General features: G+C 47.3%; 23 protein-coding genes. 21 read left to right on the top strand and 2 right to left on the bottom strand.

All coding sequences use genetic code 11. From position 1 onward, the window contains the following. Positions 1–62 precede the first annotated feature (62 nt). The gene (locus AC1DXC_RS07270; RefSeq protein WP_477458479.1) at positions 63–659 is read right to left on the bottom strand and encodes a GDSL-type esterase/lipase family protein; all 597 of its coding nucleotides are present in this window, start codon (positions 657–659) and stop codon (positions 63–65) included. A 200-nt stretch (positions 660–859) separates the two neighbouring features. Between AC1DXC_RS07270 and AC1DXC_RS07275 the strand changes: the two genes are divergently transcribed. The 12 genes from AC1DXC_RS07275 to AC1DXC_RS07330 all read left to right on the top strand — a co-directional run bounded on the left by AC1DXC_RS07275 (position 860) and on the right by AC1DXC_RS07330 (position 14,446). Next, complete coding sequence (locus tag AC1DXC_RS07275) at positions 860–1,879, top strand: hypothetical protein (protein WP_477458480.1); 1,020 nt, start codon at positions 860–862, stop codon at positions 1,877–1,879. A gap of 203 nt (positions 1,880–2,082) precedes the next feature. Then, on the top strand, positions 2,083–2,862 hold the full coding sequence (locus AC1DXC_RS07280) for a polysaccharide biosynthesis/export family protein (protein ID WP_477458481.1): 780 nt from the start codon (positions 2,083–2,085) through the stop codon (positions 2,860–2,862). A gap of 14 nt (positions 2,863–2,876) precedes the next feature. Next, positions 2,877–5,351 (top strand): GumC family protein, encoded by a 2,475-nt coding sequence (locus AC1DXC_RS07285; protein WP_477458482.1) that lies wholly within the window; start codon positions 2,877–2,879, stop codon positions 5,349–5,351. 49 nt (positions 5,352–5,400) lie between these two features. Further along, complete coding sequence (locus AC1DXC_RS07290; RefSeq protein ID WP_477458483.1) at positions 5,401–6,276, top strand: ABC transporter permease; 876 nt, start codon at positions 5,401–5,403, stop codon at positions 6,274–6,276. Positions 6,277–6,284: 8 nt separating this feature from the next. Further along, entirely contained in the window at positions 6,285–7,589 is a 1,305-nt protein-coding gene (locus AC1DXC_RS07295) for an ABC transporter ATP-binding protein (RefSeq protein WP_477458484.1), read from the top strand. A gap of 50 nt (positions 7,590–7,639) precedes the next feature. Further along, the gene (locus tag AC1DXC_RS07300) at positions 7,640–8,578 is read left to right on the top strand and encodes a glycosyltransferase family 2 protein (protein WP_477458485.1); all 939 of its coding nucleotides are present in this window, start codon (positions 7,640–7,642) and stop codon (positions 8,576–8,578) included. After that, a complete protein-coding gene (locus AC1DXC_RS07305; RefSeq protein WP_477458486.1) occupies positions 8,562–9,176 on the top strand; it encodes an acyltransferase in 615 nt (204 codons plus the stop codon). The genes AC1DXC_RS07300 and AC1DXC_RS07305 overlap by 17 nt, the downstream gene beginning before the upstream one ends. Before the next feature lie 23 nt (positions 9,177–9,199). Further along, a complete protein-coding gene (locus AC1DXC_RS07310) occupies positions 9,200–10,180 on the top strand; it encodes a glycosyltransferase family protein (protein ID WP_477458487.1) in 981 nt (326 codons plus the stop codon). 26 nt (positions 10,181–10,206) lie between these two features. Next, positions 10,207–11,043 (top strand): DUF5672 family protein, encoded by an 837-nt coding sequence (locus AC1DXC_RS07315; protein WP_477458488.1) that lies wholly within the window; start codon positions 10,207–10,209, stop codon positions 11,041–11,043. After that, positions 11,033–12,199 carry a glycosyltransferase family protein gene (locus AC1DXC_RS07320; RefSeq protein WP_477458489.1) on the top strand — a complete coding sequence of 389 codons (1,167 nt, stop codon included), beginning with the start codon at positions 11,033–11,035 and terminating at the stop codon, positions 12,197–12,199. Before AC1DXC_RS07315 ends, AC1DXC_RS07320 begins: the two co-directional genes overlap by 11 nt. 54 nt (positions 12,200–12,253) lie before the next feature. Next, positions 12,254–13,318, top strand: a complete 1,065-nt coding sequence (locus AC1DXC_RS07325; RefSeq protein WP_477458490.1) for an NAD-dependent epimerase/dehydratase family protein — start codon at positions 12,254–12,256, stop codon at positions 13,316–13,318. 9 nt (positions 13,319–13,327) lie between these two features. Next, complete coding sequence (locus tag AC1DXC_RS07330) at positions 13,328–14,446, top strand: glycosyltransferase family protein (protein WP_477458491.1); 1,119 nt, start codon at positions 13,328–13,330, stop codon at positions 14,444–14,446. Positions 14,447–14,461: 15 nt separating this feature from the next. On the opposite strand, the gene AC1DXC_RS07335 is transcribed toward AC1DXC_RS07330, so the two are convergent. Then, entirely contained in the window at positions 14,462–14,671 is a 210-nt protein-coding gene (locus AC1DXC_RS07335) for a hypothetical protein (protein WP_477458492.1), read from the bottom strand. A gap of 211 nt (positions 14,672–14,882) precedes the next feature. Here AC1DXC_RS07335 and AC1DXC_RS07340 point away from each other — a divergent pair, with 211 nt between their 5' ends. The 9 genes from AC1DXC_RS07340 to AC1DXC_RS07380 all read left to right on the top strand — a co-directional run bounded on the left by AC1DXC_RS07340 (position 14,883) and on the right by AC1DXC_RS07380 (position 25,130). Beyond that, positions 14,883–16,013, top strand: coding sequence for a glycosyltransferase family protein (locus AC1DXC_RS07340; protein ID WP_477458493.1), 1,131 nt, complete (start codon positions 14,883–14,885; stop codon positions 16,011–16,013). A 7-nt stretch (positions 16,014–16,020) separates the two neighbouring features. Next, a complete protein-coding gene (locus AC1DXC_RS07345) occupies positions 16,021–17,178 on the top strand; it encodes a glycosyltransferase family protein (RefSeq protein WP_477458494.1) in 1,158 nt (385 codons plus the stop codon). Between the two features lie 54 nt (positions 17,179–17,232). Next, positions 17,233–18,321, top strand: coding sequence for an acyltransferase family protein (locus AC1DXC_RS07350; RefSeq protein ID WP_477458495.1), 1,089 nt, complete (start codon positions 17,233–17,235; stop codon positions 18,319–18,321). Positions 18,322–18,475: 154 nt separating this feature from the next. Continuing rightward, positions 18,476–19,717: a glycosyltransferase family 4 protein gene (locus AC1DXC_RS07355; protein WP_477458496.1), complete on the top strand. Its 1,242-nt coding sequence runs from the start codon at positions 18,476–18,478 to the stop codon at positions 19,715–19,717. Between the two features lie 33 nt (positions 19,718–19,750). Then, complete coding sequence (locus tag AC1DXC_RS07360) at positions 19,751–21,112, top strand: hypothetical protein (RefSeq protein WP_477458497.1); 1,362 nt, start codon at positions 19,751–19,753, stop codon at positions 21,110–21,112. Positions 21,113–21,145: 33 nt separating this feature from the next. Next, entirely contained in the window at positions 21,146–22,237 is a 1,092-nt protein-coding gene (locus tag AC1DXC_RS07365) for a glycosyltransferase family 9 protein (protein WP_477458498.1), read from the top strand. Beyond that, positions 22,234–23,451, top strand: coding sequence for a glycosyltransferase (locus AC1DXC_RS07370; RefSeq protein WP_477458499.1), 1,218 nt, complete (start codon positions 22,234–22,236; stop codon positions 23,449–23,451). Before AC1DXC_RS07365 ends, AC1DXC_RS07370 begins: the two co-directional genes overlap by 4 nt. A gap of 312 nt (positions 23,452–23,763) precedes the next feature. Continuing rightward, positions 23,764–24,321, top strand: a complete 558-nt coding sequence (locus AC1DXC_RS07375) for a WcaF family extracellular polysaccharide biosynthesis acetyltransferase (protein ID WP_477458500.1) — start codon at positions 23,764–23,766, stop codon at positions 24,319–24,321. After that, positions 24,318–25,130, top strand: a complete 813-nt coding sequence (locus AC1DXC_RS07380) for a glycosyltransferase family 2 protein (protein ID WP_477458501.1) — start codon at positions 24,318–24,320, stop codon at positions 25,128–25,130. Before AC1DXC_RS07375 ends, AC1DXC_RS07380 begins: the two co-directional genes overlap by 4 nt. Positions 25,131–25,265 lie beyond the last annotated feature (135 nt).

Genomic DNA, 25,265 nt, shown 5'->3' on the forward strand with positions numbered 1-25,265 from the left:
TCCACCATAACCTTACGTGCCGAAATATCTTTACTACATGTTACCTGCAGGTAAACAACAGGTTAACTATTAACAATAATTTTACCCCTGATAACTTGCTTCCAAACCTGGTAGCCGGCACTGCTTAGGTGCAGCCCGTCGCCCGCATACAGGGCCTTCTGCGGGTAGCCCTTAGCATCAAGCATCGGCTTAAAAATATCTATAAATTGCCAGTTGTTTCCTCGTTTTATCAGTTCGTTCTCGATGATATTGTTGGTGTATTTAAACTGATCTGCCATGGGCCAGCGTGTTATGCTTGGCTTAAGCGAAATAAAATAGCAGGGGATATTACCAAAGCGTTGGTTTGCCTTTACTACCATTTGTTGAAAAAAAATAAACACCTCTTCGGGGTTGCGGCCATCGCCAAGGTCGTTATCACCAGCATAGATGATTAACCGCTTAGGGCTGTAGTTAATCATCACCCTATCAAAAAACCAAACGCATGCCGCCAGCGTAGAACCTCCGAAACCAAGGTTAATGGGGTTAAGGTCGGCAAAATCCTCGTTTAGTGTACTCCACAGCCTAACCGAGGAACTGCCGTAAAAGACAGTTTCGGCGCTGTAGCCTGCTTTCAGGCTTTTCTTTTCGAGGCCTTTTATATCATCTTCGTACCAATACATGCTGCATTTATGTTTAATCCGGCACGCAAAAATGATAGCGTGTTATCGTTCTAACTGTTCCAAACCTAAAAATTCTTTGGGTAGTTTGTAGCGGGAAGGCCAAAATTTTGTGCCGGAGCGACGCTTTTATACCTCCACAACCCCGAGGCGCTATTGCTTTGATGACCGAAAATATTATTTTTGTTCAAAATACCTACCGAATGAAAATAAAAGATACGGCACATCCTGCGCAAGTAGTACAGCAAGGTTTGCCTGTTTTCTTTTTGCAATTAGGGGAAAACACCAGTTTGTTTTTCGACAAGATACTGAAGCAGGCCGTGAAATCGAACGGTAAGGATAATGTTTATGTACTTACCGATACCAATTTTGCCGACTACCGCAACTACAACTGCATCGATGTTTCTAAGTACACAAAAGGCGTAAAGGAGTTTGATAAGGTTTACGAGCACCATTCCATCAACCCGTTTTTTTTTGAGAAAGCCTGTTTCGACAGGTGGTTCATCATTAACGATATTGCCAAAGAGCTTGGCATAGCGTATTTTGTGCATGCCGATTGCGACGTGCTGATACTACAGGATCTGAAGCCCATTTACCACGAATACATCAAAGATAAATACGATGGTACCATGATGTTTTTTGAGTTGGGCGAGCGGAGCGTAACATCTGGCCACACTTCTTTTTGGAACACCAGGCTGATCAACGATTTCTGCAATTTTGTTTTAGCCAGGTATGCGGATAAGCCGGCCTTTGAAATTGTTTTGAAGGATACCCTGGCAGGTAAATTTTTAGATAACAAAAACGTATCTGATATGATACTGTTGGATGTTTTTCGTACCGAAGCAAAACCACATACCCTCAATTTGCTTTCATTGGAAAAAGAGGGCATCAGCTTCGATTTTAATGTGAACGTGCCCTTTAACGGCTGCAAGCATTATTTTGAAACCACCGCCGGCACCAAAATAAAGAAGATGTACCGCCGCAAAGATGGTTTATACGCAAAAGTGGCTGATGCCTCGGGCGGGCCGCTGTATTATAAGTTTTATACGCTGCACTTCCAGGGATATTTAACTAAAACGCTTATACCGCTACATGCCAGCCCGCAAAATGTTATAGAACATGCCGATAATTACGTTTCGGCTAAGGCGCATAATTGGGTGCGCAGGGCTAAGCTATATAAAAACAACGTGCGCGACAGGGTTAAGAAAATACTGGGAAAATAAACCTAAATTAGCGCAGGAAGCGTGCAAAACACAGGTGTTTGCGCATTTAGCTATTTTTAGATAAAAACACGTTAAATTTTATTATTTTTAGAAAATAAGTCCATTATATTAAAAAAGTAAAATAATATTGCTTAATTATTTTTAAGTTTGCAACAAGCTCTAGTTATTTTAAGAGATACAATGGCCATACCGCTGAAAAATTTATGAAAAAAACCACCTTCTCCTTGCTTGCCATTTCGCTGGCTTTTGTGGCCTCATCATTCCTAAGTTCATGTATCAGTAGCCGAAAGCTAGCTTATTTCAATAACATCCAGAAGGACAGCACGGCTGCGATAACCGAGCAACGGCTGGAAACCAAAATAAATGTGGCCGATCTGTTACAGATCAATATGTCTACCCTCGATCCGGCAACTACGGCTATATTGAATTCATCTACTGCCGTGAATTCTGGCCAGGGTGGCCTTAGCGGATACCTGGTAGACGAAACAGGGAATATTAAAATGCCCCTTTTAGGCAGCGTAAAAGCCGAGGGCTTAACCAAAATACAGCTAGCCGATTATATCACCAACACCCTGCTAAGTAAACAAATAGCCAAAAACCCCATCGTAAACGTAAGGATAGTAAATTTTAAGGTTACTGTTTTAGGCGAAGTTGGCCACCCCGGCGTAATATCTGTACCCAACGAACGTATTACCTTGCCCGAAGCTTTAGCCTCGGCCGGCGACCTTACGCTATATGGCAAACGCAGCAACGTGCTTTTGATAAGGGAAGTTGACGGCAAACGCACCTGGAAACGCTTCAGCCTTAACGAAAGCCAGTTATTCGATAAAGATATTTACAACCTGCAAAACCAGGATATAATTTACGTAGAGCCAAATAACGCAAGGGCCGCGTCTTCAGATCGCACCACCCAGCTGATACCGTACTTCTTTAGTGCTGCATCGCTTTTGATTGTTATCTATTTACAGTTTATCAAAAAATAACATTTGTCCTGTTAATGAAAAACACTGCCCAGTCTACCAATGTTGCCAATCCGTTCGAGGGCACTACCTCAAAAAACGCAGTAGGCGCAATAGCTTTCAGGTACTTGCCTTTTTGGCCTATATTTGTATTCACCATCGTGGTGTCGCTTACCATAAGCTACTTCTATATCCATTATCAAACCCCAATCTATGAAGCCAATACCACCATTTTGCTTAAAGATTCGAGAGGGGGCGGCGCTGATGGCGCAAACGTGCTGGAAGCTTTGGGTTTGGCAAATGGCTCAAAATCGGTCGACAATGAGATAGAGGTGTTAAAATCGCGCGTGCTGATGGAGCAGGTGGTGAAGGATTTGGGCCTGTATGCGCAGGTTTATAATAAAGGCGCTCTGCGCGATATTTTGATTTACCCCAACCCGGTTAAGTTTATCGCCCTCAACCCCGAGGATTTGAAAAACTCGCCAGATCTGCCTATCTCATTCGAATACCTGCCAAGTAAGAACTATATCAAAATTGCCGGCAAGCCATATGCGTTAGGCTCGCCGGTGCGCACCCCGTATGGCGATTTTATTATCAATCCGGTTAAGCAGGATAAAAAGTTGTCGGCCCAGGTGTTCAAAGGCGAATACTACCTGCAAATACGCAGTATCAAAACAGCTGCCAAATTCACGCAAAGCGCATTGGTGGTGGCATCGCCAGTAAGATCATCGTCGCTGATATCGCTTAAGTTGGTAGATCAGGTACCCATCAGGGCTGAGGATATTCTGAATAACCTGGTACGCGTTTACAACGAGACGGGCATCGCAGATAAAAACCAAACCGCGCTTAATACGCTCAACTTCATCAATGAGCGGTTGGTGCTGGTAACCAAAGAACTCTCCGGCGTAGAGAACGAAATGCAGGATTACCGCCAAAGCCAGGGGATAGTGGATCTTTCTGCCGAAGGGCGTAACTATATAGATAATGCAAGGCAAAACACCAGCCAGCTGGCGCAGATGCAAATACAGTTGGATGTGCTTAGCCAGATAGAGAAATACATCGTGCGGAAAGGGAATACCACAGGTACCGTGCCTTCTACGCTTGGTATTTCTGACCCTATACTGTTGCAGTTGCTTGATAAGCTTTACTCTGCCGAGCTTGAACTGACCAACCTGCGCCAAACCGCGGGCGAAAATTCGCCGCCGGTAATGGCCGTGCAGGAGCGTATAAACCAGATAAAACCAGGTTTGTTAGAAAACCTGAATGCGTTGCGCCAAAACCTGCTTACTACCCAAAACCGTTTGAAGGCCGAAGGCAGCATCAATTCATCGCAATTGCGCGGCGTACCGCAAAAAGAACGTAAGTTTTTGGAGATAAGCCGCCAGCAGGCTATCAAGAACAATATTTATACCTTGCTGCTTACCAAGCGCGAGGAGGTTGCTTTATCGCGTGCCGCTGCCGTTGCTGATAGCCGCATTATCAATTATGCCGAAAGCAAGGGCACGCCGGTAAAACCCATACCTATCAACATTTACCTGGTGGGGCTCTCAATAGGCGTAATAGTAGGTATCTTGTTCGTGCTGGTAAGGGAACAATACAACCAGGAGGTGCTGTTCCGTTCGGAGATTGAACGGAAGACGGATGCTACCGTGCTGGCAGAGATTTTGCACGATGATAGCGGCGAAACGCTGATTATCAAAGATGGCAGCCGAACGGTTATTGCAGAGCAATTCAGGGCCTTGCGTACCTCGCTCAACTTCATAGGCATACAGGGCGATAAAAAAACGATTTTGGTTACCTCTTCTATATCGGGCGAGGGCAAGAGTTTCACCGCCATCAACCTCGCCGTAAGTTTGGCGTTAACAGGCAAAAAGGTGGCGATACTGGAGTTCGACTTGCGCAAACCCAAAATCAGCAAGATGATGGAAATTAACCAGGAGCCAGGTATCAGTAACTACATGGCAGGGCTGGCAACTTACGAAGAGATATGCCTATCTATGCAAGACAGGGACATCCCCGGCCTTGTTATTTTGCCCGCCGGTACCATACCGCCCAACCCTACCGAGTTGATGCTCAACGGCAGGCTGGATGTGCTGATGGATAAGATTAAAGCCGATTTCGATTACGTATTGATTGACTCGCCGCCGATTGGTTTGGTTACCGATGCCAAGATCCTGAATAAATATGTTGATGCTTGTTTATACATGGTAAGGCACAAATACACGCCTAAATACTACTTGAACCTCATCGATCACATTTATACCAATAATGAGTTGAGCAACCTCAATATCATCTTCAATGGCTTAAAGCTGCGTGGTATATTGGGCCGCTACGGCCAGGGTTATGGTGCAGGCTACGGCTACGGCTATGGCTATGGTTACGGCTATGGTTACGGTTACGGCTATGGTTATGGCTACACCCAGGAAGATGACAAGGGCAAGAGGGGCATAAAAGGCCTGCTTTCGGCCATTTTTAAGAAACCCGCTAAAAAGAGTAAAAAATCGCAAAACTAAAAGCTACCCGGCTTAATATGCGTAAGAGGATATACAGTAACAAAATATAATGGAGCAGAATACGTCACATCAGGAGTGGGATCTGGAAATTAAGCCTCATGATACCGTTTTCAACCTTCATTTAAAGGATGTTTGGAACTATCGCGATTTGCTTTGGCTGTTGGTGCGCCGCGATTTTGTATCGTTTTACAAGCAAACCGTTTTAGGCCCGCTGTGGTTTTTTATCCAGCCTATATTCACTACCGTTGTTTTTACCTTCGTATTTGGTAAGCTGGCCCATATAGAAACAGGTGCCGCGCCACAACCATTGTTTTATATGGCAGGCACCATCGCCTGGAACTATTTTTCAGATTGCCTTACCAAAACCTCCACCGTATTTAGGGATAACGCCAACATATTCGGCAAGGTTTATTTCCCCAGATTAATTATGCCGCTGAGTATAGTGGTATCCAACCTCGTGAAATTTGCGGTGCAGTTTGGCTTGTTTGTTATCGTGTTCGGCGTGTATTTTGTCAGGTACCAGTTCCTGGGTTATAAAGAACCGGTTATACCTAATTGGTATATACTGTTGTTCCCGGTTATTATGTTGCTGATGGCATTGCTTGGTCTTGGGCTTGGGCTCATCGTAACCGCGCTTACCACTAAATATCGCGATCTGGCCTTTGTGGTAACCTTTGGCATGCAGCTGATGATGTACGCTACGCCTATTATTTACCCACTGGCTACAGCTTTGCATAAATACCACGGCATTATTCAATACAACCCCATGAGCGGTTTGATAGAAACCTTCAGGTATGGGTTTACCGGCTCGGGACAGTTTTATTCCGGCGCGTTTATCTACAGCGTTGTGGCGAGCCTGGTGGTATGCCTGCTGGGCCTGATTGTATTTAATAAGGTTGAAAAAGATTTTGTTGATACCGTTTAATTTTGGCTATGGGCGATATTGCTATAAAAGTTGAGGATTTATCTAAAGCGTATCAGCTGGGCGATTTTGGCACCGGCACTCTCAGCCGCGATATTGAACGTAAGTGGGCATTGCTACGGGGGAAAGAAGACCCCTTCTTACGTGTAGGCGAAACTAACGACCGCTCTACCGCTGGCACCAGCGATGTGGTATGGAGCTTGAAAGATATCAATTTCGAAATAAAAAAAGGCGATGCCGTAGGCGTAATAGGCCGCAACGGCGCAGGCAAAAGCACGCTGCTTAAAGTGCTTAGTCGCGTAACGGTGCCTACTGTTGGGTCGGTAAAGATCATGGGCCGCGTAGCAAGCTTGCTTGAAGTAGGCACAGGTTTCCATCCCGAGCTTACCGGCCGCGAGAATATTTTCCTGAACGGTGCCATCCTGGGCATGCGCAAGCACGAGATAAAAAAACACTTTGATGCCATAGTAGATTTTGCCGGGGTAGAGCGTTATATAGATACGCCGGTGAAACGCTATAGCAGCGGTATGTACGTGCGGTTGGCCTTCGCGGTAGCCGCGCATCTGGAGAGCGAGATACTCATTGTAGATGAGGTACTGGCCGTTGGCGATGCCGAGTTCCAAAAGAAATGCCTGGGCAAAATGGGCGAGGTAAGCAAGGGCGAAGGCCGCACGGTGCTATTCGTAAGCCATAATATGGCGGCCATAAGCAACCTGTGTTCCAAATCTATATTGCTGAAACACGGGCAGCTGCAAACGATGGATTACACGCATACGGTTATAGATAAATACATCCGCACCGGCGAAAATACCGACGGGCAGGCTAATCTGGAAGATATCATCGTAAAGCAAGCCTCCACAAAAGTGGGTTTTTATGCTTTGAGGTTATTATCGCGCAGCAAAGGCATCACTGCCGATTTCGCCATAAACGAAGATATCATCATCGAAATAGAGTACGATGTTTACGAAGACGGCGCAATTATACAGCCAAGCATCCATTTGCTTGATACCATGGATACCTGTATTTTTGCCACGTTCAGCGCGCCATCGGCCTCAACTACTGTAGATAAATTTTATAACAAGCCGCTGCGGAAGGGCAGGTACAAATCTACCTGTGTAATCCCCGGGAGTTACTTAAACGATAAGAATTACAAGATAAATGCATTCCTGGTGCCCGAGGACATGGCAAATATGGCTATTGCCGAAGGCGTTTTGGCCTTTACGGTAATAGAAACCGGCGATATGCGCAAAGAGTATACCGGCGACTGGTGGGGCGTAGTGCGCCCTAAACTGGCCTGGGATACCCAAGCTATCTAAAATAGCTGCTGGTTTTGGCGGCTATCTTAATATATACACGTGAGTTTACTATGGTGCAACCACTCATAACCATTGCGATACCAACATACAACAGGGCACAGCTGCTAAGCCAGTGCCTCGATGCCTTGTTATCACAATTGAGCGATGCGGTGAAGCCGTTGGTAGAGTTCGTGGTATCAGACAACTGCTCTCCCGATGATACGCAGGCCGTAGTGATGGGATATATTGCCAAAGGCTATAGCATAGCTTATAACCGGCACAGCGAGAATATCGGGGCCGACCGCAACATCGCTTCCTGCTTCACCAAAGCATCGGCCAAGTACGTGTGGGTTTTTTCCGACGACGACTTTTTGCTGCCTGGCTACCTTAAATTTATTATCGACCTGCTACAGCAGCAGGAGTGGGGCACGCTATATATCAATACCCTTTGGTATAGCGGAGAATATACCGGCAAAACCACCCTCCCTACAGGTGTCAACCTAAAGAAATTCGACGATCCGCTGGAGTATATAGGGCAGGTAAGCTATTGGACCACCTTCATCACCGGCAACATTATCAATAAATCGCTTATCGGCGATACCGCTTATATAAAAGAGTTTTGCGAAAGCAACCTGGTACAGCTGAGCTGGACGTTGCCCGCTGCTTTTAAAGGCAAGCCAAACGGCGTCATCAATGATAAGATACTCGCCTGCCGCGCAGATAACACCGGCGGTTACAAGTTGCTGAAGGTGTTCGGTACCAATTTTAATGAGGTGATGAGCCGCCTGATAGCTATGGGCTTGATTGATAAACGCGTAAAGCGCATCATGAACCACCATCTGCTCAGCACCTTTTTCCCGATGTTTATCAACAGGCCGGGTAAAAGCTTCGAAAAAGAGAACCCGTTTAAGATAATGATACCCGTGTTTTGGAACTATAAATCGTTTTGGTTTAAAATATTCCCCCTACTATTTAGAAATCAATACTTAAGGCATGTCGGCGCTCAATAATTTTATTGGTAAGATATTTTACAAGGTAATAGCGTCGGGTTCGTACACCGGCCGTGCCGACGATGCCCGGGAATTGGCCTTATATGGCAAACTTAAGTTTCGCGGCGAGAAATGCACCCTGCCGTTGCAGGCCATCATCAAAAACCCGCAATACATCTCCATTGGCAAAAAGTTCTCGGCGTTGTACAACCTGCGCCTGGAGGCATGGGATAAATACGAAACGCAAACTTTTAAGCCCGAACTTACCATTGGCGAATGGGTAAGCATGGGTACCGATGTACACATCGGCTGTATTAACAAAGTAGTAATTGGCAACCATGTACTCATGGCCAGCCGCATTTACATTAGCGACCACGCCCACGGCGATACAACCGCCGAAAATTTTGCCCTGCCACCCATAAAAAGGCCGCTGGTTTCGCGCGGGCCGGTAATTATAGAAGATAACGTTTGGATAGGCGAGGGAGCCTGCATTATGCCCAACGTACGCGTGGGCAAAAACGCCGTTATAGGTGCCAATGCGGTAGTTACCAAGGATGTGCCTGCCAATGCCGTAGTGGGTGGCGTACCTGCGAAAATTATAAAGGTGGTTGAGGTATAAACCATAAAAAGACGGAAAGATAAATGAAGGTAGCTTATACCATATGTGCTAATAATTACCTGGCTTCGGCAAAGGTGTTAAAGGAGAGCTTTACAAAGCATCACCCGGATATCCCTTTGTTTATTGTTTTGGTGGATAAGAAATCGCAGGCGTTGAATTACGATGAGTTTTGCGGCGATAGCATCCTTTTTGTAGACCAATTGGTTGATTTGGACATAGATGCACTGAGTCTGAAATTCAGCCTTGCGGAGCTTTGCACCACTGTAAAGCCCTTCGTTTTTAAGCACTTTTTTAAGCAATACGACACCGTCGTTTACATCGATCCGGATATAAAAATATATGCGCGGATGACGGACGTTTGGGAGGCACTGGAAAAGTACACCTTTGTGCTAACCCCGCACCTGATGAACCCGGTGGACGACGGCAAGATACCCAGCGATTTTTATACGCTGCGTACCGGCATTTTCAACCTTGGCTTTTTGGGCCTGGCCAAAGGTGCCGAACTGGATAAGTTTTTGAACTGGTGGGGCGAACGCCTGCTGGTTTATGGCTACACCAATTGGGACAAGGGCATGTTTTACGATCAGATATGGGCCAACTATATCCCTGTAATGTTCGATAATTACCTTATCCTGAAACATTACGGTTATAACGTAGCCAACTGGAACTGGCACGAGCGTACGCTAGCTAAAAGCGGCGATGGTTACATCGTAAACGGCAAATATCCGCTGGTGTTTTTCCATTTCAGCAGCTACAGGTATGCAACGCCAATGGTGCTTTGCAAATATAATACGCGTTACAATCGCTTCAACAGGCCAGATATTGCCGAAGTGGTGGATGAGTATTACGCCAGCCTGAAAGCCGCAGGTGCCGATAAGGCAAAAGAAATACCTGCCGTTTACCAGGAACAGTTTCTGGTGCAGGAACTGAAGATGTTTGCGGCGCGCCCGCTTAAAGAAAAAATAAGGAACAGGCTCACTAAGATAGTAGAGCGGATATTTTAGTAATGGCAATGCCCGCAACAACAAAAATGTGCGTAATAATACCGGTGCACAAGCCGGCAATAACAGCAGACGAGGTAATTTCCCTGGCTGCTTGCAAAACACATTTAAGAGGGTTTGATTGTTACCTGCTATACCCGGAGGGGATGGATACCGGCGCATACACGGCATTGCACACAGGTTTGCTGCTGCACCCGGTTAACCCCGATTGGCTGTCATCTATAGAAAAGTATAATAAAATGAAGGTAAGCACCGTCTTTTATCAATTGTTTGCTAAGTATGAGTACATGCTTACTTACGAACTTGATGCCTTTATTTTCCATGATAATTTTGAAGCCGCCAGGGCTTTCACGTTCGATTATATCGGCGCGCCGTTTTTTGAGGGGTACTGGGCTGCGCAGCCCGGGGCTAAATTCCTGAAGGGCTGCAACTCGGGCTTTTCTGTGCGTAACATACAGGCTTGCATCAATGCTTTGCAGGCTGTGGGTAAGTTTCGCTGGCAATGGCTGCTTTACAGGTTATCGTTGCTGCATTCATCGCGCTTGCGCAAAAAAATTAATGAATGGACTAAGGGCAAATACGAGGTTTTTGTGACCGGGAGGTTTGCTTTCAATTTCGCCAACTTTCATTTGAACGAGGATGTGATATGGTCTGAAGTGATTCCGCAACTGGTGCCTTCTTTTACCGTGGCCGGCCCGATGAATGCTTTGGCTTTCAGCTTCGAATATAATCTTGACGAATCTCTTCGGTTGAACAAAGGAGAGTTGCCGCTGGGCTGCCATGCCTGGGCCAAGCACCTCGATTTCTGGAGCAAGTATATCGACACCAAAAGCTTAAAAAGAAAGGAACAAATTGATGAAGTTTGATTTTTACCTTTCGGAGATGTCGGTATCTGATAAGCATGGCGGCGGATTAACGCTGCAACGCATTCTGGGTGATGATTTGAACGATATAGCGCATTTTATACACGTAAACCGCTTTGCTGCTGATTTACCGGCCAAAGGTGAGTTTTTGAAACGCAGTACGGATGTATTGTCGGTATGGGAATCAGATTTGATGCGGAAACTTATCGGCCGTTCGCGGGCATCAAAAATAAGCAAGAAGCTTTGGGCAATACAAACCCGGGCCAATGTGGCTGCCCGCAAAACGGCGGCGATATTTAAAGATAAGCAGGAAGTTACCGGCTTGGTTTGTCCGCAAGGAGCCAACGCCATCTTCGCCCTGGAGGCCTTAAAGAAGAAGATGAAGGTAAAGTACATAACCTGGGTGATGGATGACCACCTGGTACGATACGATGACGACCATTGGCAATACCCCGAGGGCACGGAAGCCGTTTTTGCCAGGCACCTGCGCGAGGCGGAGAAAGTGCTGGTGATAAGCCCGGCCATGCAACGCTTCTATAAAGACCGCTTCGGCGTGGCATCTACCGTATTGTTCGGTTCATCCGGCCTGGTAGAGGGTGCGGGGCAATTTGAGGTAAAGCAAGGCCCTTTAAAAATAGGCTACTTTGGTGCGGTTGCTGCCTGGCAGAAAGATGCTTTAGCAGCAGTTGCCGCAGCGCTGAAAGGTACCGATGTAGAGCTGGATATTTACTCGGGCATAGATAAACTGCCTGCCGAACTGGAAGCCGATGGCGTGCTTTTTAAAGGCAGTGTAGCACCCGAACAGGTGCTGGCCCAAATGCAAAATTACGATGCTGTGCTTTTGCCCATCAGTTTTAAGCAAAAAATGCGTAATATGTCGGCATTTAATATTGCTACCAAAATGAGCGAGTATTTAGCTTGCGGTGTGCCGATATTGGCCGTTGGGCCGGTATACGCGGCCATGATTGCTTATCTTGATGAACATGATGCCGCCATTACGGTAGCATCCGCCGAAGATGACGCCATCAGGGATGGCTTTAAGCACTTGCGCGATTCGCAACGTGTTGCCCAAATTTTAAAAAATGCCCAAAAGTTAGTGGTAGCTGAAGTTGGCACAGAGCCGATGCGTGGGGTTTGGCAATCCGTTATTAACGGGTAACGCCGGCCAAAACATATTTTAATTTACAATATACATAACCTTTGCTTAAACACTATGGCAAATTCAGCTAAAAAATTACTGGTAACCGGGTCGTCCGGCTTAATAGGCTCAGAAGTTTGTTATCATTTTGCAGCGCTTGGCTGGGAAATACATGGTGTAGACAATAACCAGCGTGCCGTATTCTTTGGCGCGCAGGGCGATACCCGCTGGAACCAAAACCGCATCCAAACAGATCTGGGCGCAAAGTTCATCCATCACGAAGTAGATATCCGCGACCGCGCAGGCGTGCTTGCGTTGATGAAAGAAGTGAAACCCGATGCCATCGTACATACCGCTGCCCAGCCATCGCACGATCGTGCTGCCGCTATCCCTTTCGACGATTTCGATACAAACGCCGTAGGTACCTTAAACCTGCTGGAGGCCGTAAGGCAAACCTGCCCCGAATCGCCGTTTGCGCACATGAGCACCAACAAGGTTTACGGCGACAGGCCCAACACCATCGATTTGGTAGAATTAGAAACCCGCTGGGATTATGCCGACACCTTTTATGCCAATGGTATTACCGAGGAGTTTTCTATCGACCAAAGCAAGCATTCGCTATTCGGTGCCTCTAAAGTGGCTGCCGATATTATGGTACAGGAGTATGGCCGTTATTTCGGCATACCTACTTGCTGCCTGCGCGGGGGCTGCCTAACCGGTCCGAACCACTCGGGTGTAGAGCTGCATGGTTTTTTGAGCTACCTGGTAAAATGCAACGTAGAGGGCCGTCAATACAATGTGTTCGGTTACAAAGGCAAGCAGGTGCGCGATAATATACACTCCTACGATGTGGCGAGCTTTATTGATGCCTTTATTGCCGCGCCACGCATTGCCGAGGTGTACAACATAGGTGGCGGCCGAGCCAATTCCTGCTCTATATGGGAGGCCTTCAAAATTGCCGAGAAATTCACCGGGAAAGAACAGGTTTATAAATATGTAGATGAGAACCGCATAGGCGATCATATGTGCTATATTTCAAACCTCGATAAAATGCGCGCGCATTATCCAAACTGGGATATCACCATCTCGCTGGAAGAAACCATCAGGCAGATAGTGGCAGCGCAAGGCACTCACATATAACCATACCTTGTGAAGCTATTAACCTATCAGCCGTTTTCCTTATACTCCAATGGTGGCGGCAACCGCATCCTGCGCCGCTTATTTATGAGCCGCGAAATGGATGTTGTATCGCTAGTGGTAGAAGAGAACCCCCTGCACCCCCGCCACGGTGCCATAGCCGAAGTAATTGTATTTGCTGCGCCGCTGGTGCGCAAATGGGCCCGATGGAAAGTACGTAACTTCCGCACATGGCTTAGGTATGGGCTTTATAAGCCATCTACCATCAAAAAGATACAACAGGCCGCCAGCGAAATTGATTATGAGATACTGCACGTGGTAGACCATGGTCCCTTTTCGGCAGCTTTGTGTACCGATACGTTCTGCAAGAGCAAAGAGCTTTGGGTATCCTTCCACGATCATTTTTCTACCACTTATGGTTTATCGGAAAACAGCGAGGCCCTGTGGAAACGAGCCGACCGCAGGCTGGTGATATCGGAAGAATTGGGCATCGAATATGGCCGTCTTTTCGGCACGGCCGATTACGAACTGATAACCGATGGCGTAGCCGCTAAAGAAGTAAGCGAACCAAGGGAGAGCAATAAACAGCCTATGGCGGTTTACTTTGCAGGGCTTTTGCACCTGGAGTACATCCCCTTGTTTAAGGTGTTGGCCGATGCATTGGAGCTGTTGACCGCGCAGGGCCATCAGTTCAAATTGATATTGCGGGCTACGCAACACATGCCGTTTTTAGAGAATCGTACGTTTAAGACCGATTACCGCCCCATGACCCTGGATGATGCCGAGTTGAAGCGCGAACTGGATAACTGTGCCATACTGTACCTGCCCATCAAATTTACCCGGCCCGATTTTTACTTGTATAGTCTTTCTACAAAAATGGTGGGCTATTTGGGCGGGGCCGGTGCTATACTATACCATGGCCCGCAGGATAGTGCGGCTTGCAACCTGCTCACAAAAAACAGTGCGGCAATATGCTGCGATAATTTAGATGCGGCGAAACTGGCGGAAGATGTCTTGAGTTTGCTGGCAAATCAGGCAGGCATATCTGCCAACGCAAAAACGCTGGCAAAAGAGCAATTTAGTTTAACCCATATACAGGAACGTTTCTGGCGGCAGGGTGCAAATGCATAATTAGCATCCGCAAGCTTAAACCTGGTATTTGCTGAACTCTTCGTGGCTGATGATTTTGTAGCTCGAAGAAAGGCACTTGGCACAGAAAAGCCTTTGTATAGGCACAAAAAAGGCAACGGGCTTTAATAAAAGCGGCAAGGGTTTTTTGTAATGAAACGGTTGCCCGCAGCAATCGCAATAGAGAAAAGGTTTTTGCATGGTAGTATATACTGTACGTTTTGGCATAGATGTTAAAGTATCGGCTTGTACTTAAACAATAGCAGTATATAATTAGGGAGAGGCGGTGCAAATATATTTAATCGTTACGAATATCATTAACGAAAAGGTAAATTTTTAGACGCAACGCATAAAATAACAGCCGATGGTGAAGATTGTTTTCGTTTATCGTAAAAAAATATTTTTTTAAATATCACATTATCAGTGCTTTTTTAGCCTCATGGCAAAAAAAATAAAAATAGTTTTCATCTGTAGCTCCTTAGAGCCCGGGCATGATGGCGTAGGCGATTACGCACGCCGCATGGCTGCGGCGTTGATAAAGGCCGGCCATAGCTGCGCGGTAATATCCCTTGCCGATAGGCATATTGCGCGGCAATGTGCCGGCACGCAGCAGGCCGACGGCATAGATGTACGCGTGATGCGCCTGTCATCAGCCATAGAAATAAAACAAAGATTCGCGCTGGCCAAGGAGTGGGTGGATGAGGTAAACCCCGAATGGTTAAGCCTGCAGTTTGTACCATTTGGCTATCACCCTAAAGGGCTGATGACTGGCTTGAGCAGATTGCTGCTTGAGCTGAGCAAGGGCCGTAAATGGCATATCATGTTCCACGAGCTTTGGGTGGGCATAGCCAACGAAGAATCGCAAAAACTGAAGTGGTGGGGCAAGGCGCAGCGTATGCTTATCAAATCGCTTGTAAAAAACCTTAAGCCAGCGCTTATACATACCCAAACGGCACTGTACCAAACGCTGCTGGCAAAAATAGGTTTCGAGGCCGCGTACCTGCCACTTTATGGCAATATACCCGTGATAGGGGAGGCCAGGCAAGAGTGGACACCAAAAGACAGGATTGATTTCGTGGTATTTGGCGCTATACACGATAGGGCACCAATCGCCGCTTTCGCGCAGGAGGCGGCTTTATATCAGCAAGCACATCAAATACCCATCAGCCTTACCATTATGGGCCGCGGCAATAGCGAGCAGGAACGGTGGGCAAGCGAGTGGCAAAAAGCGGGCTTAACCTTGCAGCTTCATAAAGAATTATCGTCGGAGCGCATTTCGGAAATACTCTCGGGCTCCACCATCGGTCTATCGGCAACGGCATTGGCGGTGATAGAGAAAAGTGGCTCTTATGCGGCCATGCGCGAACATGGCCTGCCCGTAATATCCGTATCCAAATCCTGGACACCCGGCGGCGTTGCCCGCCCGGCCATACCACTGGGCGTGGCCGAATATATTGGCGGTAACTTTGAGGAGTGCATTTCCCGCAGCACATTTATACCATACGGCACAGATGTTACCGCCATAGCAATTAAATTTGCCGGGGCATTAAATAACTATAAAGCAGATTAGATACTTAATGAGAAACCCCCAAATATGCCTTTTTACCGCGCATGCCCCAAACGTTGGGGGCGGCGGTGCCATATTGCGTAGCTTGCTGGCCAACTTGCCCGGCCTTGATGTGCACTGGTATTATATTGGCAGCGGCCCTGTGGCGGGCTACGAAAGCGGTTACCTCGGCACGGCTTTGATGGGTGGCCCTATGCTGAAGGATATCACTCAAACGCGCAAGATGCTCAAGGGCGGTGAATTGCCCTTTATTGATGAGCTGTCCCAGAAATTACTGAGTATAGATTGCGATGGCTACTGGATAGTATCGCATAATGAGGGACTGCGCATGGCTATTGAACTTGCTGTGCGCCAGCATGAACGGCCCGTACACATGACTGTTCACGATGATTGGGCCGGCGCGCTGTGCGCCCGTTCGGTGCGTTATCGGCTGATGGCCGGGGCCGCAAAAAAACTGACGGGTAAGGCCTTAAAAACGGTGCCCTCTTTCGATTTGATAAGCGGAGGCATGCGCAATTATTACCGTGGCTTAACTGCCCGCCGGGGCGAGGTTTGCCACCGCTACCTGCCCGAAAGCACCATATTGGCCGCCCCAGAACCAGAAACCGGGGATAGTATTTTGATAGGCCATATAGGTTCCATCTATGATAAAAAGGATTTGTTCGCGTTCGTGGCCCTGGCCAAAGCGTTTTATCAAGAGCAAAGCAGAACGGTAATGCTGCAAATGTGGGGCTGCCATTTAAAGCCAATAGACGTGCCTGCTGCATTGCGGGCCAACATTAAATTTTACGATACCCTGCCCGAGGAGAAAGTAATACCCCAACTGGCAAAATGCCATTTTGTGTATTGCATGTACCCCTTGAGCAAGGCTCTGCATGTCTTTTCTCAAACAAGTCTGCCAACCAAGTTAAGCAGTTATTTGCAAGCGGCTCGCCCCATATTTGGCCACGGCCCGGCCGATAGTACATTGGCCGAATTCCTGGGTACCACAAAATTGGGCGCTATTTGGAGCGCTGCTGATAAGCAAAAGGGTTTCGAATTGCTTGAAGCCATCAGTAGTTTGAGGCCTTCGCGTGCCGATTGGCAGAAGGCCCGTAAGCAATACTTCGGCGAGATGAATTTGGAGGTGATGAACAAAGTACTGAACCCGCATAGAACAACGGATTGAACTTAATTTAAGCAGATTTAATAACTTGCGGCAGCATGCCAGCACATAAACAAAATGTTAAATATAAAACCACGCGTTATCATAGGCAGCTCAAGCATCTTTTTAGATGCCTTGCGCATTGGCGCTGCTTTAACGGTTTTATACATCCACGTTTACGACCGCTGGTTTCCGAGGTTAGCCCACCCGCACGATATGCCGGGCGAACCTTCTCATGCGGCGGTGGTAATCTTCTTCGTATTATCGGGTTATGTTATAGCGCATACCACCATCAGTAGGAACCGTGGTGCTATACTGTATGCCCAGGCGCGTTTGAGTAGGCTCTGTTCAATTGTTATTCCGGCACTGTTGATTACGGCCGTTATAGCAGTAATTGTTAAGCAGGTAAACCCAGAATTGCTGGCCGCTTACTCGCGCGGGCACGATTGGGTGCGGTATATTGCTTCAGGGCTTTTTGTGAACGAACTTTGGCTGTTTTCGGCGGCTCCGCCGCTGAATGGCTCGCTGTGGTCTTTAAGTTTCGAGTTTTGGTATTATGCTATATTCGGGCTTTGGTTCTTCCGTAAAGGCGGGTGGCAATCGTTCATACTGCCCGTATTGGCGGTACTGGTGGCCGGGCCCAAAATCATCCTGATGATGCCTGTGTGGCTGTTGGGCTACCTGGCCTATATATTGCCACGCCCATCCTTAAGAGCGGCAAACGCCTGGTTTTTTGTGCTGCTGGGGCTTTTTGCGGCCTGGCTGGCGGTAACTTACGTGCCTTTTTATCCGGGTAAAATCGGCTATAAGCCCTTATACTATGCCAACCAGTTCGTTACCGATTGGACGGTAGGCCTGTTTATAGCTGCAACCCTGTGGATATTACCCACCGGCGACCACCTCAGTACCGAACTGAAGTTTGCCAACGGGTTCCGCAAGGCGGCTGATTTAACTTTCCCGCTGTATGTGCTGCACTTCCCCCTTATCGTATTATGGCGGGCTTTATTTGGTTATAAGGCATACGACATGTTGCAGCTTTGGCAGGTAATTGCATCAGTATTGGTAGTAGCCTCGCTACTGGGCGTTTTGCTGGAGATGCAGCGCCCCCTTTGGACACGGTTTTTCAAATGGCTTTTAGCCACCCCTAAACCATCGGCGAAAGCCTAAAGCCATTTCATTTTGCGAAATATAAAGCAACAATAAGCAATATTTAAGCTGATAATTACAATTTCAATGATTATACTTGTATATTCTTACGAATATGTTAATTTGTAGGATATCTATATGGGATTTATAGCTGATTGTAGTCGGCTAAGCATTTATGAAAGTACTACTGTCGCATCCAACGGGTAATGAATTTGTGCGGGCATTGATAAATGCATTGTCGCAACAAGGCATGCTTGCGGAGTTTGATACCACGGTGGCTGCAGATCCCGCCTCGCCCTGGTTGAAAATGCTGCCGGGCAGCGTAAGACAGGAGTGGCTGAGGCGTACTTATCCCGTCCCCCAAAACGAAATCGTTACGCACCCGTTACGCGAACTTGGCCGGATGATATTGCCACGCCTGGGACTGAAAAGTGCCGTAAAACACGAAACCGGATGGGCCAGCGTTGATGCTGTGTACCGTAACCTGGACCACAAAGTGGCCGACAGACTATCCTCATTGAAAAACGGGAACAAACCCGACGCTATTTATGCTTACGAAGATGGCGCACTGCGGTCTTTTACCAGGGCGAACCAGCTCGGCATAAAGTGCATTTACGATTTGCCCATTGGCTATTGGCGCGCGGCGCGCGAAATGCTGGGCGCCGAACGCGAACGTTGGCCCGATTGGGCGGCAACCCTAACAGGTTTGAGAGATTCGCAACCCAAGCTCGACCGTAAAGACGAAGAATTACGCCTGGCCGAAAGTATTTTTGTAGCCAGCAGTTTTACGGCAAAAACGCTTGGGTATTTCCCGGGTGATTTGCCAAAAGTAGAGGTAATACCTTACGCTTTCCCGCCGGTTTTGGGCGAACGCAGCTATGACACGATTACCGCTGCAAGGCCATTGAAGCTGCTTTTTGTGGGTGGCTTATCTCAGCGCAAAGGCATTGCCGATTTGTTTGCGGCAGTAAAAACTTTTGGCAACAGGGTGCAGCTTACGGTGGTAGGCAGTAAAATGGTTGATGATTGCGCCGTTTTGAACGAGGCCCTGGCGCAGCACCTGTGGATACCCAGCATGCCGCATGCTGCAGTTTTAAAATTGATGAGAGAAAACGATGTGTTGCTTTTCCCGTCGTTATTCGAAGGATTTGGGCTCGTGATTACCGAAGCCATGGCACAAGGCACGCCGGTAATAACTACCGACCGTACCGCCGGGCCCGATATCATAACCCATAACGATAACGGGTGGTTGATAGAGGCTGGCTCTACCTATAGCCTTCGGGCGGCAATAGAAAATATATTGATGAAGCCTCAGCTGATTGAGGCGGCCGGCCGGTCGGCAATGGCAACGGCGCAAAAAAGGCCATGGGCGGTATATGGGCAGCAATTAGTTAACGCTATTATCCGTAATAATTGATTATTTTTAAGGTTTCATAATCTATCGATATTAATGAGTACTACCCTCGATAAGAATATAGCTGTAGTAGCCCGCGATTCGGCCCAGAAATTTCAGAGCCGGATTGATCGCGAAGCCGTCTTAGCATCGCTGAAGAACGGTATATGGGTGTATTTCGTTTTATTGATTTTTGAAGGGGCCCTGCGTAAGTGGGTGCTGCCTCAGTTGGCTACCCCATTGCTGGTAGTGCGCGATCCGGTTGCCATCTGGCTGCTTATCACTGCCTGGCGCAACGGGTACCTGCCATCTAATAACTATGTTTACATTATTGGGTTTATCGGCAGTGCTGCGTTGTTTACGGCTATTACGGTTGGGCACCACAGCTTACTGGTGGCTGCATACGGTACTCGTATATTGCTCTTCCACTTCCCGCTTATATTTTTGATAGGGAAAATTTTCGATCGGGACGACGTTGTTAAGCTGGGTAAAATAGTGCTATGGATGTCTATACCTATGTTTTTGCTCATCGCGCTGCAATTTTACAGCCCACAATCGGCATTCGTAAATAAAGGGATAGGATCAGATTCGCAGGGTGGGGGGTTTAGCGGGGCACTGGGATATTTCAGGCCGCCGGGTACTTTCTCGTTCACAACAGGCAATACACAGTTCTTCTCGTTCGTGGCGGTTTTCGTGGTATATTTTTGGCTTACTTCTACCGAACAAATTAACAGGATATTATTGATAGCAGCCACCGTATCGCTTATTGCGGCGATCCCGATATCGATAAGCCGGGGTTTGCTCATACAAGTGATACTTACCGGGGCATTCGCCCTGGCTTCTGTGTCTCGTACCCCCCGGCTTTTGGGGAGGATGTTTTTTGCAGCCATAGGCCTTGTTATTATTTTGGCACTGCTAAGTAACCTCGATTTCTTCAAGAACGCTATTGCCGTATTAACCTCGCGGTTCGATACGGCTAAGGAAAGCGAGGGTACCATTAACAATACCATCATCAACCGTATGGGTGCTAGTATTTTGGAGCCTTTCGCCAACTCAGATTTGCCCTTTTTTGGCTTCGGCATAGGGATGGGCACTAACGCTGGTGCCAGGTTGCTTATTGGCCGATCTGACGTGTTTTTGATTGCAGAAGGCGAATGGGGCCGAATGATAGGCGAGATGGGAGCCATTTTTGGCATGACAGCTATTATTGTGCGCATGGTAGTGAGTATCAAGATGTTATCACAATCTTACAAACGCCTGCGGCTTAATAACATGCTGCCATGGCTTATGGTGAGCGTTAGTTTCCAGGCGGTAGCGCAAGGGCAATGGGCGCAGCCAACGGCGCTGGGGTTTGGTATAATAATGGGCGGCTTAACTATTGCAGCCATGAAAGCGCCTGCCCCAGCACAGGTACAATAGCTTACATTAATGGGTAGCCCTCCAAAAAAAATAATGATATACAGGTTGGGGAGCCTTGGCGATACCGTTATTGCCTTGCCCGCTTTTCATAAAATAAGGGAGGCTTACCCCGATGCAGATATTACCCTTTTAACAAATAACCCTGTAGCTGCAAAGGCTGCCCCGCTGGAGAGTATTTTGGGGCAGGGCTATTTCTTCGATAGAGTGTTGGCTTACCCGGTTGGCACCCGCAACGCCAAAGTTTTATTGGAGTTGATAAAGCAGATAAGGGCTCTCCAAATAGATACCGTAGTGTACCTTGCCGGCGTGCGCATCTTAAATACGCTTTTAAAAACCAAGCTCACCGTTTTTAGGGATTGGCTTTTTTTTAAAGCCGCCGGTATCAAAAACTCCATAGGTTTCCCGCAGGTTTTGCCCGATTTTATATTGTCGGTTGATGAGTTGACAGGGGATTTGGAATGGGAAGCTAAGAGGCTGGCCCGAAGGGTAAGAGCGCTTGGCCCGATACCACTGGATGATGAGAAATACTGGGACTTGCGTTTTACGGAACAAGAACTGGTAACCGCCGGCGAAAAGCTTAGCATGCTTGCGGCGGGGCAGCCTATAATAGCGGCAAGCACGGGTACTAAAAACCAGGTAAATGATTGGGAAGAAGCTAATTGGCAAAGCATGCTGAAGCAATTGGGGGCGTTGCTGCCCGGTTGGCAGCTGGTAATGCTTGGCGGCTCCGATGAAGCCGGCAGGGCCGATGGATGTATAGCCGCATGGGGCGGCAACGGCATCAATTTATGCGGGCAAACCTCGCCAAGGGTTTCCGGCGCGGTAATGAAGCAAGCAGAGCTATTTATTGGCCACGATAGCGGTCCTATGCATATGGCCGCAGCAGTGGGCACGCCTTGCGCAGCCGTTTTTTCGGCAAGGCACCACCCGAGGCAATGGTACCCGCGTGGCAACGGCAACAAAATCATCTATCATAAAACAGATTGCGCCGGCTGCTGCCTGGATGTATGTGTAACGCAGCATAAGAAATGCATCCTATCGATAACGCCCGATGAGGTGATAGGGGCAGCCATGGATATACTTAAAGCAAAGGGGCATAATAAAACTAATATATCATTTAAATGAAGCTGTTGCACATTATTGCAAGCATGGATCCGGCCAGTGGTGGCCCCTGCCAGGGCATACGGAATACCAACCCTCAGCTAATGCATAACGGCATCAGCAGGGAAGTGGTGAGCCTTGATGCGCCCGATAGTCCGTTTTTAGGGATGGACAATTTTACCATACATGCCTTAGGCCCAGCCAGGGGCAAGTGGCAGTATTCTGATAAATTACGCCCCTGGCTGTTATCCAATATGGCGCGGTTCGATGTGGTAATCATCAACGGCTTGTGGCTATATTCGAGCTATGCGGGCTGGAGCGTAAAGCGGGAATTAGAAAAAAACGCCCAAAAAAATGCACAACTGCTTGCGCCGCCCAAGTTATATGTAATGCCGCATGGCATGCTAGATCCGTACTTTCAGCGCGCTGCCGATCGCAGGCTAAAAGCCATACGCAACTGGTTTTATTGGAAGTTGATAGAAAGTAAAGTAGTTAACGATGCCGATGGCCTGTTTTTTACCTGCCAGACCGAGCTGGAACTTGCCCGCATGGCGTTCTCGCCATATCATCCCAAAAAAGAGATGAATGTGGGATACGGCATTATTGCGCCACCACGGCATTCCGCGCAAATGGACGAAGCCTTTTATAGTAAATGCCCTGACGTCAAAGGCAAGCCCTTTTTGCTTTTTTTTAGCCGCATACACAAAAAGAAAGGGGTAGACCTATTAATAAAAGCCTACGCCGAAATAGTGAACAAAAAAATAGACGGCACAAACGCCTGTTATAAATTAATTGTTGCGGGGCCTGGTCTAAATACATCTTACGGCAAGGATTTACAACGGTTGCTGGCCCATTACCCCGATGTAAAAGAAAACATACATTTTACGGGCATGCTTAGCGGAGATGTAAAATGGGGCGCCATTTACAATTGTGATGCTTTTGTGCTGCCCAGCCATCAGGAAAATTTTGGTATAGCCGTTGTGGAAGCCCTTGCCTGCGAAAAACCTGTGCTGGTATCGCAGCAGGTAAATATTTGGAAAGAGATAGAAAACGGCGGCGGCGGTGTAACGGCTGCCGATACGTTTGACGGCACCCGCCAACTGCTAAGCACATGGGTAGGTTTGTCTCCTGCCCAAAAAACAAGCATGGCACAAAAAGCCCTTGTGGTATTTAAAGAACACTTTGATATAGAACGCGTTGCCAAGCACTTTATAAAGGCAATTTTTGAGGGACAGTAGCTGGTGGGTAAATACTCATTTTTTTTCTTTTATCGCAATCGGCTTTCCTGTTGTTGCTTACACTCCGGCTTGCCAGGGAAGGCTGATGCAGCGCTTTAAGATATTGAAAATTTAATAATTGCAGCAATCTGTTGCTATAAATAAATAATATTGGTAAAAATTGTATAAGTTTAGTATTATTGCTTAAAATAGTAACGAATGTAAAGGCGCACTTTTGCGCAAAATAAATCCGCTTTTTTTTATTGAAAGTACATCGCGAATTAAACAAATATTATTGTGGCGTATCCAATTTCAGTATTTCTTATTGATTAAATGATTAATCAGGATACATACACCGGTCCATCTTTTTCTGTAGCCAATCGTGCGGCCAGGGTTATATGGCAAATTACGTCGCTATTTTTTTTCAGGCTTTCGCCAAGGCCTTTCCATGCGTGGCGCTCGTTTTTGCTCCGTTGTTTTGGGGCAAAGGTTGGTAAGGGGGTGCACGTGTATCCGGGCGTAAAAATATGGGCGCCCTGGAATTTAGAGCTGCGCGATGAATGCGGGGTTGGCAGCGGCGCCACACTGTATTCGCAAGGTAAAATTACTATAGGGCGCAGGGCGGTAATTTCGCAGGGTGTCTACTTGTGTACAGGTACGCATGATTATACAAGGGCCGGTTCGCCTCTGGTTACTAAGCCTATTTACGTGGGCGAGAATGCCTGGATAGCAGCCGAAGCGTTTGTTCATCCCGGTGTAGTTATTGCAAGCGGCTGTGTAATTGGAGCCCGTTCGGTAGTGATAAATGATATGCCCGAATGGACGGTATGCGCCGGTAATCCGTGCAGGCCGCTTAAGGCAAGGGTAATGGTTAATGATATTGATCGATGATATCTGTTTTAATACTTACCAAAAACGAAGAGCAGGATTTGCCTGGTTGCCTCGAGTCTGTTGCCTGGTGCGATGATATACACGTGTATGATTCGCTGAGCGATGATAAAACGATTGAAATAGCCGAAGCGGCGGGTGCAAAAATCACTAGCCGTAAGTTTGATAACTGGTCGGCCCATCAAAACTGGGGTTTGGCCAATATAGCTTTTAAATACCAGTGGGTGCTATATATTGATGCCGACGAGCGGGTTTCGGAAAGTTTGCTTAAATCGTTGCAATTGTTTGATGCCAGCAATACTAACGTAGCTTATGAGATACGGCGCCGCGATTTTGCCTGGAACGGCAGATGGTTAAAGCATGCCCAGGTATCGCCATTTTACTTGCGGCTTTTCCGGCCCGGCAAAATGCGGTACGAAAGGTTGGTTAACCCTGTATCGGTGCCGGATGGTACGGTGGCTCGGATAGACGGTTACCTGGATCATTACCCCTTTAGCAAGGGTTTTAGGTTTTGGTTTACCAGGCACCTTGGATATGCAGATATGGAAGCGGCTATGCGGTTGCAGCAAATGGATGCAAATGAGAAGTTCTCGGTACGTAAAGCATTGTTTAGTGCCGATTTTACGAAGCGCCGTTATCACCAAAAAGGCCTTTTTTATAAGTTGCCAGGCCGGCCTGTTATTAAATGGCTTTATATGGTAGTGGTAAGGCGGGCTTTTTTAGATGGTGCGGCGGGTGTTACTTACGCAACAATGCAAGCTATCTACGAATATTTTATAGTGCTGAAAACGAAAGAAATGTTGAGCAAATGAAGTGACATCCGAAAAACAATGTAATCATGCCATCGGCAACATGATGGTTATCAGCATGTTTTTGAAACACCTGTTTCCATTTAACGGTTGATATAACTTAATCGCTGTTTTAAGGCGTAAGCATTAGTAAATTCC

The organism is Mucilaginibacter sp. P2_D11 (assembly GCF_056404435.1).

Coding starts and splice junctions, on each gene's coding strand:
- AC1DXC_RS07270 (WP_477458479.1), bottom strand. CDS start 659: ATGTATTGGTACGAAGATGATATAAAAGGCCTCGAAAAGAAAAGCCTG.
- AC1DXC_RS07275 (WP_477458480.1), top strand. CDS start 860: ATGAAAATAAAAGATACGGCACATCCTGCGCAAGTAGTACAGCAAGGT.
- AC1DXC_RS07280 (WP_477458481.1), top strand. CDS start 2,083: ATGAAAAAAACCACCTTCTCCTTGCTTGCCATTTCGCTGGCTTTTGTG.
- AC1DXC_RS07285 (WP_477458482.1), top strand. CDS start 2,877: ATGAAAAACACTGCCCAGTCTACCAATGTTGCCAATCCGTTCGAGGGC.
- AC1DXC_RS07290 (WP_477458483.1), top strand. CDS start 5,401: ATGGAGCAGAATACGTCACATCAGGAGTGGGATCTGGAAATTAAGCCT.
- AC1DXC_RS07295 (WP_477458484.1), top strand. CDS start 6,285: ATGGGCGATATTGCTATAAAAGTTGAGGATTTATCTAAAGCGTATCAG.
- AC1DXC_RS07300 (WP_477458485.1), top strand. CDS start 7,640: ATGGTGCAACCACTCATAACCATTGCGATACCAACATACAACAGGGCA.
- AC1DXC_RS07305 (WP_477458486.1), top strand. CDS start 8,562: ATGTCGGCGCTCAATAATTTTATTGGTAAGATATTTTACAAGGTAATA.
- AC1DXC_RS07310 (WP_477458487.1), top strand. CDS start 9,200: ATGAAGGTAGCTTATACCATATGTGCTAATAATTACCTGGCTTCGGCA.
- AC1DXC_RS07315 (WP_477458488.1), top strand. CDS start 10,207: ATGTGCGTAATAATACCGGTGCACAAGCCGGCAATAACAGCAGACGAG.
- AC1DXC_RS07320 (WP_477458489.1), top strand. CDS start 11,033: ATGAAGTTTGATTTTTACCTTTCGGAGATGTCGGTATCTGATAAGCAT.
- AC1DXC_RS07325 (WP_477458490.1), top strand. CDS start 12,254: ATGGCAAATTCAGCTAAAAAATTACTGGTAACCGGGTCGTCCGGCTTA.
- AC1DXC_RS07335 (WP_477458492.1), bottom strand. CDS start 14,671: ATGCCAAAACGTACAGTATATACTACCATGCAAAAACCTTTTCTCTAT.
- AC1DXC_RS07340 (WP_477458493.1), top strand. CDS start 14,883: ATGGCAAAAAAAATAAAAATAGTTTTCATCTGTAGCTCCTTAGAGCCC.
- AC1DXC_RS07345 (WP_477458494.1), top strand. CDS start 16,021: ATGAGAAACCCCCAAATATGCCTTTTTACCGCGCATGCCCCAAACGTT.
- AC1DXC_RS07350 (WP_477458495.1), top strand. CDS start 17,233: ATGTTAAATATAAAACCACGCGTTATCATAGGCAGCTCAAGCATCTTT.
- AC1DXC_RS07355 (WP_477458496.1), top strand. CDS start 18,476: ATGAAAGTACTACTGTCGCATCCAACGGGTAATGAATTTGTGCGGGCA.
- AC1DXC_RS07360 (WP_477458497.1), top strand. CDS start 19,751: ATGAGTACTACCCTCGATAAGAATATAGCTGTAGTAGCCCGCGATTCG.
- AC1DXC_RS07365 (WP_477458498.1), top strand. CDS start 21,146: ATGATATACAGGTTGGGGAGCCTTGGCGATACCGTTATTGCCTTGCCC.
- AC1DXC_RS07370 (WP_477458499.1), top strand. CDS start 22,234: ATGAAGCTGTTGCACATTATTGCAAGCATGGATCCGGCCAGTGGTGGC.
- AC1DXC_RS07375 (WP_477458500.1), top strand. CDS start 23,764: ATGATTAATCAGGATACATACACCGGTCCATCTTTTTCTGTAGCCAAT.
- AC1DXC_RS07380 (WP_477458501.1), top strand. CDS start 24,318: ATGATATCTGTTTTAATACTTACCAAAAACGAAGAGCAGGATTTGCCT.